This is a genomic window from Pseudomonadales bacterium, from assembly GCA_024234165.1.
Classification (GTDB): Bacteria; Pseudomonadota; Gammaproteobacteria; order Pseudomonadales; family UBA5518; genus UBA5518.
Window position 1 is genome coordinate 149,981 of the sequence record JACKOP010000001.1, and the last position, 13,986, is coordinate 163,966.

General features: G+C 65.3%; 11 protein-coding genes. 8 read left to right on the forward strand and 3 right to left on the reverse strand.

Annotated elements, in window-relative coordinates; translation table 11 throughout:
- The first annotated feature begins 28 nt into the window (after window positions 1-28).
- The 7 genes from H7A12_00620 (at window position 29) to H7A12_00650 (ending at window position 8,010) form a co-directional block, all read left to right on the forward strand.
- Window positions 29-658 carry an SPOR domain-containing protein gene (locus tag H7A12_00620; GenBank protein MCP5319332.1) on the forward strand — a complete coding sequence of 210 codons (630 nt, stop codon included), beginning with the start codon at window positions 29-31 and terminating at the stop codon, window positions 656-658.
- A 6-nt stretch (window positions 659-664) separates the two neighbouring features.
- A complete protein-coding gene (locus H7A12_00625) occupies window positions 665-1,222 on the forward strand; it encodes a CvpA family protein (GenBank protein MCP5319333.1) in 558 nt (185 codons plus the stop codon).
- A 16-nt stretch (window positions 1,223-1,238) separates the two neighbouring features.
- Window positions 1,239-2,765 (forward strand): amidophosphoribosyltransferase, encoded by a 1,527-nt coding sequence (gene purF, locus H7A12_00630; GenBank protein MCP5319334.1) that lies wholly within the window; start codon window positions 1,239-1,241, stop codon window positions 2,763-2,765.
- 24 nt (window positions 2,766-2,789) lie between these two features.
- Window positions 2,790-4,004, forward strand: coding sequence for an O-succinylhomoserine sulfhydrylase (locus tag H7A12_00635; GenBank protein MCP5319335.1), 1,215 nt, complete (start codon window positions 2,790-2,792; stop codon window positions 4,002-4,004).
- Between the two features lie 72 nt (window positions 4,005-4,076).
- Window positions 4,077-4,994: an AAA family ATPase gene (locus tag H7A12_00640; protein ID MCP5319336.1), complete on the forward strand. Its 918-nt coding sequence runs from the start codon at window positions 4,077-4,079 to the stop codon at window positions 4,992-4,994.
- Entirely contained in the window at window positions 4,994-5,986 is a 993-nt protein-coding gene (locus H7A12_00645) for a DUF58 domain-containing protein (GenBank protein MCP5319337.1), read from the forward strand. Before H7A12_00640 ends, H7A12_00645 begins: the two co-directional genes overlap by 1 nt.
- On the forward strand, window positions 5,983-8,010 hold the full coding sequence (locus tag H7A12_00650; GenBank protein MCP5319338.1) for a DUF3488 domain-containing transglutaminase family protein: 2,028 nt from the start codon (window positions 5,983-5,985) through the stop codon (window positions 8,008-8,010). The genes H7A12_00645 and H7A12_00650 overlap by 4 nt, the downstream gene beginning before the upstream one ends.
- 106 nt (window positions 8,011-8,116) lie before the next feature.
- Here the strand turns inward: H7A12_00650 and acnB are convergent, their stop codons facing one another.
- The 3 genes from acnB to H7A12_00665 form a co-directional block, all read right to left on the reverse strand.
- Entirely contained in the window at window positions 8,117-10,759 is a 2,643-nt protein-coding gene (gene acnB, locus H7A12_00655) for a bifunctional aconitate hydratase 2/2-methylisocitrate dehydratase (GenBank protein ID MCP5319339.1), read from the reverse strand.
- Between the two features lie 171 nt (window positions 10,760-10,930).
- Window positions 10,931-11,704, reverse strand: a complete 774-nt coding sequence (locus H7A12_00660; protein MCP5319340.1) for a UDP-2,3-diacylglucosamine diphosphatase — start codon at window positions 11,702-11,704, stop codon at window positions 10,931-10,933.
- Complete coding sequence (locus H7A12_00665; GenBank protein ID MCP5319341.1) at window positions 11,701-12,192, reverse strand: peptidyl-prolyl cis-trans isomerase; 492 nt, start codon at window positions 12,190-12,192, stop codon at window positions 11,701-11,703. The genes H7A12_00660 and H7A12_00665 overlap by 4 nt, the downstream gene beginning before the upstream one ends.
- Before the next feature lie 110 nt (window positions 12,193-12,302).
- On the opposite strand from H7A12_00665, the gene H7A12_00670 reads away from it, so the two are divergent.
- A complete protein-coding gene (locus tag H7A12_00670; GenBank protein ID MCP5319342.1) occupies window positions 12,303-13,982 on the forward strand; it encodes a glutamine--tRNA ligase/YqeY domain fusion protein in 1,680 nt (559 codons plus the stop codon).
- Window positions 13,983-13,986: the final 4 nt, after the last annotated feature.

Genomic DNA, 13,986 nt, shown 5'->3' on the forward strand with positions numbered 1-13,986 from the left:
GCGCGAGGAGGGGGCAGTGACCGAGGCAATGAAGCACAGACTGGTTGGTGCGGCCGTGCTGATCGCACTCGGCGTGATCGCCTGGCCAGTGATCTTCGACAGTTCTCCGGTGCGCGAAATCAGTCAACGCAGCCAGATTCCGCCGGAGCCGCAGATCGAGCGCTTCACCGTGGCCGAGCCCGAGCGGCCGCAGTTGCCTCCGGAGCCGGATTGGGCGGCACAGCGTGATGCTGCTGCAACCGGACCCTCCGACCCTGCGGTTCAGGCCACGCCAGAGCCAGCACCGACAGACGCAGCAAGGCCCGCAGCTACGCCTGCCGTGGTGGCAGAACCGGTACGCGGCGCCGAACCGTCCGCGCGACCGGCAGCCAGGGACTTGCCGAAGGTGAAGGGTGTGACCACCGACCCCAGCGGTTTGCCGGAGCAGTGGGCGGTACAGCTTGGCGTGTTCTCGCAGCTCGCGAACGCGCGCGAGATCCAGCAACGCGCGAATGCGGCGGGTTTTCATGCGATCCTGCAATCGAGCGGCACGGCCGGAGCGCAGCAGCACCGGGTATACGTGAATCCGAAGCTCGAGCGTGCCGGTGCGGACGCCATCGCTGTCGAAGTGCAGCGCAAGCTCGGCGTCAAGGGCTATGTGACCCGTTATTATCCCTGAGCGCCGATGGTGCGGCGTTTGCTAGAATGCCGCGCAAATCACCGGACCGGAAATCACGTGGAAGCGCTGAACGCTGCCGACTGGATCATCGTGAGCGTGATCGGTGTCTCGACGCTGGTCAGCGTGTTGCGCGGCTTCGTGAGGGAAGCCTTTTCCCTTGCCGGATGGGTGCTCGCCTTCGCTGCAGCGATGCTGCTGTCGGACCGGCTCGCGTATCTGCTGGCGGGATCGATCAGTGATGAATCGGGCCGCAGGATCGTGGCGTTCGCACTGCTGTTCGTGATGACGTTGATCGCGGTCGGGCTGTGCGGACGTCTGCTGCGCGGTGTGATCCGCTTCGCCGGACTGGGTGCATTCGATCGTGTGCTCGGCATGGCGTTCGGCTTCGTGCGCGGTGTGTTCGTTCTGCTCGCAGCGATCGTGATGTTGCGCGGCCTGCTCGAGCCGGAGCGTTTCGCGTGGTGGCAGAACTCCGTGCTGCTGCCGCATCTGCTGCTGCTCGAAGGCTGGTTCAGGCAATTCACCGGCGTGTTGAGCGCCTGGCTTGCGGGCACGGGAAACTGAGGGAGGATCGCGGAGTATGTGCGGTATCGCCGGAATCGTCGGCCACAGCGCGGTCAACCAGCAGCTCTATGACGCACTGACGGTATTGCAGCACCGCGGCCAGGACGCTGCGGGAATCGTGACCGACGACCGGGGGGTATTCAAGCAGCGCAAGGCCAACGGGCTGGTGCGCGACGTGTTTCGCAACGAACACATGGAGCGTCTGAGTGGCAACGTCGGCATCGGTCACGTGCGCTACCCGACCGCCGGCAGCAACAGCTCCGCACTCGCACAGCCGTTCTACGTGAACAGTCCCTACGGCATCTGCCTGGCGCACAACGGCAATCTGACGAATTCGGTGGAGTTGCGCGAGCAGGTGTTCCAGTCCGGCCTGCGTCACATCAATACCGACTCGGACAGCGAAGTGCTGTTGAATGTGTTTGCCCACGAACTGCAACTGCTCGGCAAGCTGGCGCCCGATGCGCAGGATATTTTCACCGCGGTTTCGGGCGTGCATCGGCGTGCGCGTGGCGCCTATGCAGCCCTGGTGCTGATTGCGGGCCACGGCGTGGTGGGCTTTCGGGATCCGTGCGGAATCCGGCCGCTGATCTTCGGCGAACGCGAATCCGCCCAGGGACGCGAGTACATGATCGCCTCGGAAAGCGTGGCTCTCGACGTGCTGGGTTTTCGCGTGATCCGCGACGTGGCTCCCGGCGAGGCGGTCCACATCGACACGCACGGGCGGCTGCACACCCGGCAGTGTGCACAGAACCCGCGTCTCTCGCCGTGCATCTTCGAACACGTGTATTTCGCGCGCCCGGATTCGATCATGGACGGCATCTCGGTATACAAGGCGCGGTTGCGCCAGGGTGAGCGGCTGGCCGAGAAGATCAGACGCCTTCGGCCCGACCACGACATCGATGTCGTGATTCCGGTACCGGACACGAGCCGCGTCGCGGCGCAGGTCATCGCGTACGAGCTGGACGTGAAGTTCCGTGAAGGGCTGATGAAGAACCGCTACATCGGGCGTACGTTCATCATGCCGGGCCAGGCGATGCGCAAGCGTTCGGTACGTCAGAAGCTGAACCCCATAGAACTGGAATTCCGCGACAAGAACGTGCTGCTGGTGGATGACTCGATCGTACGCGGTACGACCTGCAACGAGATCATCCAGATGGCCCGCGACGCCGGTGCACGACGGGTGTATTTCGCGTCCGCGGCGCCTGCGGTGCGCTGGCCGAACGTCTACGGTATCGACATGCCGTCGGCGGATGAACTGGTCGCCCACGGACGCAGCGAAGACGAGGTCTGCGCGCTGATCGGAGCCGACTGGCTGGTGTACCAGGATCTCGAGGATCTGATCTCGTGCTCGCGCGACGGCAATCCACGGGTCGAGCAGTTCGACTGCTCGGTATTCGACGGCCATTACGTGACCGGCGACATCGACGGTGAGTATCTGCAACGACTGCAGGCCGAGCGCAGCGAATGCGCGCATGCGGGTGCTGATGCGACCGCGCGTACCGGTGATGGCACGTTGCTCGGCCTGCACAACCACGCGGGCTGAGCATTCACGGAGAGCATGCAACGCATGAACGACGAGGAACGACAGCGGGTACTTGCTGGCGCACGACCCGATACCCGGGCCGTGCGGTCAGGCCAGGTGCGCACCGCGGAAGGCGAGCATTCCGAAGCGCTGTTCCTGACGTCGAGCTATGTGTTCGGGTCTGCAGCGGATGCGGCTGCACGTTTCGCCGGCGGTGGCGGCAATGTCTATTCGCGCTACACGAACCCGACGGTGCGCGTGTTCGAGGAGCGCATTGCAACGCTGGAAGGCGCTGCCCAGGCAGTGGCGACCGCCTCCGGAATGGCCGCTATCCTTGCTGCGTGCATGAGCCTGCTGGAGAGTGGTTCGCATCTGCTGTGTTCACGCGATGTGTTCGGCTCGACGACGATGCTGCTGAACCGGTTCATCGCGAAGTTCGGCGTCGACGTCGACTACGTCGACGCTACCGATTACGCGGCCTGGGAGGCAGCACTGCGTCCGCGTACCCGGATGCTGTTTCTGGAGACGCCTTCGAATCCGCTGTGCGAAGTGGTGGACATCGAGCGCGTGGCGGCGATCGCGAAGGCGCATGGTGCGCTGCTGGTCGTCGACAATTGTTTTCTGACTCCCGTGTTGCAGCAGCCGCTCGCGCTCGGGGCCGATGTGGTCGTGCATTCGGCGACCAAGTACATCGATGGGCAGGGTCGCTGTCTGGGTGGCGCGCTGTGCGGCAGCCGCGAGCTGATGGAGCAGGTGGTCGCGTTCCAGCGTTCTGCAGGACCGTGCATGAGTCCGTTCAACGCCTGGGTATTCCTGAAGGGCCTCGAGACGTTGCGCATCCGCATGGAGGCGCACAGCCGCAGCGCACTCGAGCTTGCGCACTGGCTGCAGCGCCAGCCAGGGATCGTCAGCGTCAATTATCCGGGCCTGCCGACGCATCCGCAGCACGCGTTGGCGTGTCGCCAGCAGCGCGGTTTCGGCGGCGTGTTGTCGTTCACGGTCGAGGGTGGGCGCGACGCGGCGTGGCGTTTCATGGACGCCACGCGCCTGATGTCGATCACGGCGAACCTCGGCGATGCGAAGACCACGATCGTGCATCCTGCCACGACCACGCACGGGCGTCTGACGGAGCAGGAGCGCAGCCGACAGGGCATCGTACCCGGCCTGGTCCGTGTTGCGGTCGGGCTGGAAGACCCGGCAGATCTGCGGGAAGATCTGGCACGTGGCCTGTACGCGGCGAGCGATCGTTCCGCCACCTGACAAGGGCACCCGCAGATCCGGTCTTCGGAGCGGAATCACCCGGGTACAGGTCGAAGCAGCAGGGAGCAGTGCGTGCAGGACGTCATCGAAGCCATCGTGCGCGAGGTCGCTCGCGTGCTGCTCGGCAAGGATCACCAGATACGCCTGGCACTGTGCGCGCTGTTCGCCCGTGGCCATCTGCTGATCGAAGACCTGCCCGGTATGGGCAAGACCACGCTTTCGCACGCACTCGCACGCGTGCTCGGACTGGAATTCCGGCGCGTCCAGTTCACCAGCGACATGCTGCCGGGTGACATTCTCGGCGTATCGGTGTTCGATCAGGATACGCGCCGCTTCAGTTTCCACCCCGGCCCGATCTTCACCGAGGTGCTGTTGGCCGACGAGATCAACCGCAGTACACCGAAGACGCAGAGTGCCCTGCTCGAGGCGATGGCCGAACGCCAGGTCAGCATCGAAGGCGAAACGCGAGCGCTGCCTGCCGACTTCTTCGTCATCGCGACCCAGAATCCGCTTACGCAGGCCGGTACCTTTGCCTTGCCGGAATCGCAGCTCGACCGCTTCCTGATGCGCATCTCGATCGGTTATCCGGATCGCGACGCCGAGCGCGCGATCCTGGCCGGTGCGACCGCTTCGATCACGCCCGAGTCGCTCGTCGCGCGCATCACACGCGAGCAGTTGCACCGTATCCAGCGCGAGGCGGCACACGTTGCCGCATCTGCCTCGCTGCTCGACTACGTGCAGCGTCTGGTGGCGTTTTCGCGCACGGCACCCGGGTTTGCGCAAGGCCTGTCGCCGCGCGGTGCGTTGGCGTTGATGGCTGCTGCGCGCAGCTGGGCGTACATGGAAGGGCGTACCCACGTGGTGCCGGAGGACGTGCAGGCGGTGCTGCCGGCGGTCACGGCGCATCGGTTGCGGCCAGGTGCGGACTTCGAGGGGGATGGTCGTGCACTCGCCGATCGGCTGCTGCGCGAAGTGGACGTATTCGGCTGATGGCGCCAGCGCTGCTGCCGTGGCGCGCAGCCCGCTCGTTACGCGCTTACCGCGAGCGCTGGATCGCACGGCGCATACCCGCCGCTGCCGGGCATCTGCTCGGACAACGCAACCTGTTCATCTTTCCCACCGCCAGCGGTTTCGCCTTCCTGGTGCTGCTGCTGGTGCTGCTGCTGACTGGAATCAACTACCAGAGCAACCTGGTGCTTGCGCTGGCATTCCTTCTGGGCGGGTTGTTCGTCGTCGGCGTGCTGCACACCTGGGCGAACCTTGCCCAACTGCGTGTCGGCGGCAGTGGCGCCGAGCCGGTGTTTGCAGGCAGCGATGCCTGCTTCACGCTGCGACTGGGCGATACGCGCGGGCGCGCACGCGACGGGCTGCTCGTGAGCTGGGTGGATGGTGCAGCGCAGCCGGTGCGCATCCCACCCCATTCGGAGCAGACGGTGCGACTCGGTCTGGCGACCCAGCGGCGCGGCTGGCTGCAGGCACCGCGGGTACATATCGAAACCCGCTACCCGCTCGGTCTGCTGCGCGCCTGGACCTCGCTCGACCTTGCGCAGCGTTGCCTGGTCTATCCACGACCCGCTGCATTTGCCATGGCGGCGTCCGTGCGTGCCGAGGCCGCCGATGGCGTGGTGACGCAGGAGAGTGGCGACGATGACTTCTCCGGATTCCGCGACTATCGCGCCGGCGATCCGCTGCGCTACGTGGCGTGGAAGACGCTGGCCAAGGGGCAGCGGTTGCAGACCTTCGAGCGCAAGGTGTTCAGCAACCGCAGTCACTGGCTGCGCTGGAGCGATACCGAAGGCTGCGGCGATGCCGAACAGCGGTTGGCGCAACTGTGCCGGCTGGTGCTGGATTTCCACGCGAAGGACCTCGAGTACGGTCTCGAGCTGCCTGGCGAGTGGCTGGAACCGGCTCGCGGTGATGCACAGCGCAACCAGGCCCTGACTGCGTTGGCACTGTTCGGCAACGGGCCGGTCGAGCCGTGAGCGCGGTGCTGTCGCGTCGTGCGCTGGTGTGGGTGCTGTTTGCGCTGTTGCTCGCGATCGGCCCGCACGCCATGCGCCTGCCACCGTGGGTGCTGCTGGTGGGGGCGATCGCGATCGGCTGGCGTTACCGTGTGCACCAGGGAGCGTGGTCGTTCCCGGGGCGGGTCGTTCGGCTGTTGCTGGTGCTGATGGCTTTCCTGGCGGTTGGCCTGCAGTGGCACGCCTTGCACGGGCTCGAGCCGACGGTTGCGTTGCTGGTGATTGCGGCGGTGCTGAAGGCAATCGAGCTGCGCAGCCTGCGCGATTGCTTCGTGATCGTATTCGTTGCGTATTTCCTGGTCGCCTGCCAGTTGTTGTTCGAACAGGAAATGCCGTACGCAGCGTATGCGCTGCTGGCAAGCATCGGGGTCACCGCGGCGCTGGTCGCCTGCCAGCAGGGCGAGGCGGCGGCGGGTTTCCCGAATCCGCTGGCAGTGGCCGTGCGGATGCTGCTGCAGGCGCTGCCGCTGATGCTGCTGCTGTTCGTGCTGTTCCCGCGCATCGCACCGCTGTGGTCGATTCCGCGCGACAGCACGGCCGCGCGCACCGGGCCGAGTGCAACCATGTCGCCCGGAGATGTGGCGCGCCTTGGCGCGTCGCCCGAGTTGGCGTTTCGCGTGAGCTTCGACACCAGCGTGCCAGCGCCGCGCGAGCTGTACTGGCGTGGCCTGGTGTTGTCGGCGTTCGATGGCAGGCAGTGGCGCCAGGGCATGCTCGCACGCATGGAGTCCGAATTTGCATTGGGCGGTGCAGCGCATCCGGGCTTGCAGCGCGCCCGGTGGCTGCCCGGCGGTGCCAGCAGCAGCTACGAGGTGATCCTCGAACCAAGCAACCAGCCGTGGCTGTATGTGCTTGGCTATCCGACGGGCTTCGACGCGGCTTTGCGCCTTGGCAGTGATTACCGGCTGATGTACTCGCGCCCCGTGGCACAGCGGCTGCGCTACCGGGTGCAGGCCGACCTGGCGGCAACGCTCGAACCGGAACTCTCGCTCTTGCGCAGGCAGGCGGAACTGCAACTGCCGAAGGGTTTCAATCCGCGGGCACTCGCACAGGCCTCGGCATGGCGCGCGGAGACGGGTAGCGATGAGGTGTACATAGGGCGACTGCTGCGCTGGTTTCACGACGAGGGCTTTGTGTATACGATGTCGCCGCCATTGCTCGGTCGCGACAGCGTCGACGAGTTCCTGTTCGGCGAGCGGCGCGGTTTCTGCGAGCACTACGCGAGCGCGTTCACCGTGTTGCTGCGTGCGGCCGGCATACCCGCACGCGTCGTCGTCGGCTACCAGGGCGGCGAACGCAACCCCTGGCAGGGGTACTTGCTGGTGCATCAGTACGATGCCCATGCCTGGAGCGAGGCCTGGTTGCCCGGGCGTGGCTGGGTGCGCTTCGATCCGACCGCAGCGGTGTCGCCCGAGCGCATCGAAGCGGGCGTTGGCGACGCGCTTGGCGCCGAGTTCCTGGCAACCAGTCCGCTCACCATCGAGCGCTATCGCAACGTCCGCCTGCTCGGCTGGCTGCGCATGCGCTGGGACACGCTGGGTTACTACTGGGCACGGTCGGTGCTGAACTACGACGGCGAACGCCAGAGCCTCTTTCTCACCGATCTGCTTGGCCGTATCACCCCGGCACGGGTGATTGCACTCTTGCTGGGCTGTGGCGCGCTGGTCCTGCTGCTGGTTGCAGCCAGCCTGTTCGGTGTCCGGACGGCACGAGCGCGCCGCGACCCCGCGCTTGCCGCCTATCTGCGCGCCTGCGCCCGGCTGGCCGCGATCGGCATGCCACGTCAGGCAGGCGAGGCGCCGGGTGCCTACGCTGCGCGCATCGGCAGTGCCAGACCCGACCTGGCCCCTGCCTTCGCAGCAATCAGCACGCTGTTCGCCCGGCTGGCCTATGCGAACCTGGCAGAAGAAGAACGGCGTCAAGGCGAACTCCGACTGCAGGTCGAGCTTCGCGGCTTCCGGCCACGGCGTATCAGGGAGCCATGACCCACAGTTCACGTCTCGACGTATTCGTGTCCGTTCCCGGTGTCGCACTGCTCATTCGCTGCTCCGGGACGTGCGGAACAGCGAATGCTGCAGTGGGGAGTGACTGTTATACGGCTACTTCGACGATCTCGACCGCTGCGATCCGCTTGCCTTCCTCGGCACCCTGTCGGAACGACTCGATACGATCGAAATTCATGTAGCGGTAGATGTCGGCCGCCATCGAATCGATCTTGCGCGCGTACTCCATGTACTCATCGACCGTTGGCACGCGCCCCAGGATCGCCCCTACGGAGGCCAGTTCGGCCGACGTCAGGTAGACGTTCGCGCCTTCACCGAGGCGGTTCGGGAAGTTGCGTGTCGAGGTGGACAGCACCGTCGATTCAGGTGCCACGCGTGCCTGGTTGCCCATGCACAGCGAACAGCCGGGCATCTCGGTGCGCGCCCCGACGCGGCCGTAGATGTTGTAGTAGCCTTCCTCCATCAGCGTGTGCTGGTCCATGCGTGTCGGCGGTGCGATCCACATCCGCGTCGGAATCACTCCCTTGAATTTCTCGAGCAGTTTGCCCGCCGCACGGAAGTGGCCGATGTTGGTCATGCACGAGCCGAGGAACACCTCGTCGACCTTGTCGCCGGCAACCTCGGACAGCAGGCGCGCATCGTCGGGGTCGTTCGGTGCACACACCACGGGTTCGCGCACGTCGGCAAGGTCGATCTCGATCACCGTGGCGTATTCGGCGTCCGGGTCAGCCTGCAGCAGGGAGGGCTTGGCGAGCCATGCTTCCATCGCGCGGGCGCGCCGCTCCAGCGTACGCGCATCACCGTAACCCTGCCCGATCATCCAGCGCAGCAGCGTGACGTTCGAGCGCAGGTATTCGGCGATGGTTTCGGGTGAAAGCCGGATCGTACAGCCGGCAGCCGAACGCTCTGCGGATGCGTCCGAAAGTTCGAAGGCCTGTTCGACGGTCAGGTTTTCGAGGCCTTCGATTTCGAGGATGCGTCCGGAGAAAACGTTTTTCTTTCCTTTCTTCTCTACCGTCAGCAAGCCTTGCCTGATCGCGTAGTAGGGAATCGCATGCACGAGGTCGCGCAGCGTGATTCCGGGTTGCATCTTGCCCTTGAAGCGCACCAGCACCGATTCCGGCATGTCGAGCGGCATCACGCCGGTTGCGGCAGCGAAGGCGACCAGGCCGGAGCCGGCCGGGAACGAGATGCCGATCGGGAATCGCGTGTGCGAGTCGCCCCCGGTGCCGACGGTGTCGGGCAACAGCATGCGGTTCAGCCAGCTGTGGATGATGCCGTCACCGGGGCGCAGCGACACGCCACCGCGCGTCATGATGAAGTCGGGCAGCGTGTGCTGCGTCTCGATATCGACCGGCTTCGGGTACGCCGCCGTGTGACAGAAGCTCTGCATCACCAGGTCGGCCGAGAAGCCGAGGCAGGCGAGATCCTTCAGTTCATCGCGTGTCATCGGGCCGGTGGTGTCCTGCGAACCCACCGTCGTCATGTGCGGCTCGCAATACGTACCCGGACGGATCCCGGCGACGCCGCAGGCGCGGCCGACCATCTTCTGCGCCAGCGTGTAGCCCTTGCCGGTGTCCGCTGGCTGTGGCGGTACACGGAACAGCCTGGACGGCGGCAGGTCGAGCGCCTCGCGCGCCTTGCGCGTCAGGCCACGTCCGACGATCAGGTTGATGCGCCCGCCAGCGCGTACTTCGTCGAGCAGCACATCGGATTTCAGTTCGAAGCGCGACAGTTCTTCACCGCTGGTCGCATTGCGGATCACGCCATCGTAGGGGCGCACCTCGATCACGTCGCCCATGTTCAGGCGTTCCACCGGCGCCTCGAAAACCAGCGCGCCGGCGTCTTCCATCGTGTTGTAGAAGATCGGTGCAACCTTGCCCCCGATGCACACACCGCCGCAGCGCTTGTTCGGTACGCCGGGGATGTCATCGCCGAAAAACCACAGTACCGAGTTGGTGGCCGACTTGCGGCTCGAACCGGTTCCCACGACGTCGCCGACGAAGGCGATCGGATGACCCTTCTTCTTCAGTTCCTCGATCTGGCGGATCGGGCCGACTGCTCCGGGCTCGTCGGGCTGCAAGCCTTCACGAGCCATCTTGAACATCGCGAGCGCGTGCAGCGGGATGTCGGGGCGGCTCCAGGCATCCGGCGCCGGTGACAGGTCGTCGGTATTCGTCTCGCCGCTGACCTTGAATACCGTGGTCCGGATCGACTCGGGCACGGCCGGGCGGCTGGTGAACCACTCGCCTTCAGCCCAGGACGTCAGTACCGCGCTGGCGTGCGTATTGCCCGCCGCGTGCCGTTCGACGACATCATGGAAGGCGTCGAACATCAGCAGCGTGCCCTTGAGCTGCTCGGCAGCCAGCGGGCCGAGTTCGACGTCGTCGAGCGCTGTGACCAGGGTTTCGATGTTATAGCCACCGAGCATGCTGCCGAGCAGGCGAATCGCGTGCGCACGGTCGATCAGCGGTGAGCGGGCCTCGCGACGCACGATCGCACTGAGAAACGCCGCTTTGACGTAAGCGGCCTCGTCGACACCGGGCGGCACACGGTTGCTGATCAGATCGACCAGGAACGCCTCTTCGCCGGCAGGCGGGTTCTCGAGCAACTCGACGAGCTGGGCGGTCCACTCGGCGCTGAGCGGCTTTGGAACGATGCCCTGGGCGGCGCGTTCGGCGACATGGCTGCGATAGGCTTCGAGCACGGCAGGTTTCCTCGATCGATGCATCGGATGGTGGGGTTTGCTGCGCCTGGGCGCGGCAAATCGGGCCCGCAGTATAGAGGATGCAGCGGGTGCAGTTGAATCGCCGGATGCCCGGCATAAGGTCTGGAAATGGCGCGGTGCAGAGCGTGTCGCAAAACATTGCGCGGCGTGTGACGAGGCCTTTGGCGTCATCCTTCACGGCAGGGTCCAGCGTTCGCAGGACGGTGCTTGCGCGTCGATGTCGAAATCGAGCAACTGCGCTTCGCCGCCCGCGGGCCAGTGCACGTAGCGCGCGATGCTGCCGTCCCAGTCACCGAGGACCAGGCGTGTTCCGTGCGTGTGCACGTGGCGGGCCGGGCGGTGCGTATGCCCGTGAATCAGCAGTCGCGCATGGTGGGCCAGCAGTGCGTCGTCGACCGTGGCGGGCACGACGTCGAGCAGGGGCGTGGGTTTGGCCGCGGTATGCGTGCGACTGCTGCGGCGAAGCCGGGCTGCGATGCGCCGGCGAACCGCCACGGGCAGCGTCATCAGCAGCCTGCGTGTCAGCGGCGAGCGGATGAAGCGCCGGTAGCGCTGGTAGCCGTGATCGGCACTGCACAGTGCGTCGCCGTGCGCGAGCAGCACGCGTTGCCCTTCGATGCTGCGACAACACGGGTCGGGCAGCAGCGTCGCACCGACGCGCTCGGCAAAGCGCGCGCCGAGCAGCAGATCGCGGTTGCCGGGCATCAGGCAGATGCGGACTCCGGCACGCGTGCGTGCAGCCAGCGCATCGACGACGGATTGCGCGAAGCTGGACTCGTCGTCGTCACCGAGCCACGCGTCGAACAGATCGCCGAGGATGTAGAGTTCATCGCCGGGATGCGTATGGGTGGCAAGGAAACGCATGAACGCCTGGCGGCTCGCCGGGCGTTCCGTGCCGAGGTGCAGGTCCGAGATGAACAGCCGGTTCATCTGCGGGGCAGGATTCAAGCGATGCTGACGCGCTCGATCGTGATGGTTTCGCGCGGCACGTCCTGGTGATAGCCGCGATTGCCGGTAGCCACCTCGCGAATCCGGTCGACCACGTCCATGCCTGCGGTGACCTGTCCGAATACCGCGTAGCCCCAGCCTTGCGGGGTCGGCGCGCTGTGATCCAGAAACTTGTTGTCGGCAACGTTGATGAAGAACTGGGCCGTGGCCGAGTGCGGGTCGTTGGTGCGTGCCATCGCGATCGTGCCGGACTTGTTCTTCAGTCCGTTGTTCGCCTCGTTCCCGATCGGTGCACGCGTGCCTTTCTGTTCCAGATCCGCAGTCAACCCGCCACCCTGGATCATGAAGCCGTCGATCACGCGGTGAAATACGGTGCCGTCGTAGAAGCCGTCGCGCGCGTACTGCAGAAAGTTCTCGACCGTCTGCGGCGCCTTTTCCGCGTCGAGTTCGAGAGTGATATCGCCCATGGATGTGTGCAGAGTGACCATTGTCGTACCGTTCATGAAAAGAGCGGCAATCATATCGGGTTTTGTTTCGGCCACCTACCCCGGCGGGTATAATCGCCGGCCACAAATTTTGCCGTAGATCCGTGGTTTCGATGAGTGAATCCCAGCGTGTTTCGAACTTCCTGCGCACCATCATCCGCGACGACCTGGAGTCGGGCCGGGTGCCTGCGGTGCTCACGCGTTTCCCGCCGGAGCCGAACGGTTACCTGCACATCGGACACGCGAAATCGATCTGCGTGAACTTCGGACTTGCCGAGGAATTCGGTGGACGCTGCAACTTGCGCTTCGACGATACCAACCCGGCGACCGAGGACAGCGAATACGTCGAGGCGATCATTCGCGATGTGCAATGGCTGGGTTTCGCGTGGAACGGCGAGGTGCGTTATGCCAGCGATTATTTCGGGACGCTCTACGAATGGGCACAGCACCTGGTGCGCAACGGTCTCGCCTACGTCTGCGAACTCGACCCGGAGCAGATGCGACTCTACCGGGGGACGCTGACCGAACCCGGGCGCGACAGTCCGTACCGTGATCGTCCGTCTGCGGCGAGCCTGGCGCTGCTCGAGCGCATGCGTGCCGGCGAAATCGAAGAAGGGCGCATGACGCTGCGGGCACGCATCGACATGAAGTCGCCGAACCTCAACCTGCGTGATCCGGTGCTCTACCGGATCAAGCACGCGGCGCATCACCGCACCGGCACGGCCTGGTGCATCTACCCGTCCTACGATTTCGCGCACGGGCAGGAGGACGCGATCGAAAGCATCACGCACTCGATCTGCACGCTCGAGTTCGAGGACCATCGGCCGCTGTACGACTGGTTCATCGAACACTTGCCGGTGCCCGCACAGCCACGGCAGTTCGAATTCGCACGCCTGAATCTCAGCTATACGGTCACCAGCAAGCGCAAGCTGCGTCAACTCGTCACCGAAGGCCGTGTCGATGGCTGGGACGACCCGCGCATGCCGACGCTGTCGGGCCTGCGCCGACGCGGCGTTCCGCCGGGTGCCATCCGTGACTTCGTCGAGCGCACCGGAGTCAGCCGTACCGACGGCGTGGTCGACCTCGGCATGCTCGAATACTGCATCCGCGACGAACTGGACAAGAGCGCGCCACGCGCGATGTGCGTGCTGCGGCCGCTGAAGGTCACGCTGCACAACTATCCAGCCGATCGATACGAGGAACTGACGGCGCCCGCACATCCGTCGCGCCCGGAGCTCGGACAGCGGGTGTTGCCGTTCGGGCGTGAACTGTGGATCGACCGCGAGGATTTCCGCACGGAGGCGGGCAAGGACTTCAAGCGTCTGGTCAGCGGTGGCGAGGTACGCCTGCGCAACGCCTACGTGATCCGTGCCGATGAAGTGGTTCGCGACGCTCACGGCGAGGTCGTCGAGCTGCGCTGCAGCTACGATTCCGACACACTGGGACGCAACCCGTCCGACGGGCGCAAGGTGAAGGGCGTGATCCACTGGGTCGAGGCCACGCGGGCGATCGACTGCGAGGTGCGGCTTTACGATCGCCTGTTCCTCGACCCTCAGCCGGATGCTGCCGAGCAGGGCTTTCTGCACAACCTGAATCCGGACAGCCTGCAGGTGTTGCGCGGCTGCAAGGCCGAACCCGGACTGGCAGGACTCGCTGCAGGCAGCACCTGCCAGTTCGAACGGGAAGGCTATTTCTGCCGCGATCCCGACGCAGGAGCCGAGGGTTCGGTGGTGTTCAACCGCACGATCGGGCTGCGCGACGTGTGGTCCGGCTCGACTGCGGCGAAGGGGTAGGGTG

Bases quoted from the DNA above. Each gene is read 5' to 3' on its own strand.
- H7A12_00620 (MCP5319332.1), top strand. From the start codon at position 29: ATGAAGCACAGACTGGTTGGTGCGGCCGTGCTGATCGCACTCGGCGTG.
- H7A12_00625 (MCP5319333.1), top strand. From the start codon at position 665: ATGGTGCGGCGTTTGCTAGAATGCCGCGCAAATCACCGGACCGGAAAT.
- purF (MCP5319334.1), top strand. From the start codon at position 1,239: ATGTGCGGTATCGCCGGAATCGTCGGCCACAGCGCGGTCAACCAGCAG.
- H7A12_00635 (MCP5319335.1), top strand. From the start codon at position 2,790: ATGAACGACGAGGAACGACAGCGGGTACTTGCTGGCGCACGACCCGAT.
- H7A12_00645 (MCP5319337.1), top strand. From the start codon at position 4,994: ATGGCGCCAGCGCTGCTGCCGTGGCGCGCAGCCCGCTCGTTACGCGCT.
- acnB (MCP5319339.1), bottom strand. From the start codon at position 10,759: ATGCATCGATCGAGGAAACCTGCCGTGCTCGAAGCCTATCGCAGCCAT.
- H7A12_00665 (MCP5319341.1), bottom strand. From the start codon at position 12,192: ATGGTCACTCTGCACACATCCATGGGCGATATCACTCTCGAACTCGAC.
- H7A12_00670 (MCP5319342.1), top strand. From the start codon at position 12,303: ATGAGTGAATCCCAGCGTGTTTCGAACTTCCTGCGCACCATCATCCGC.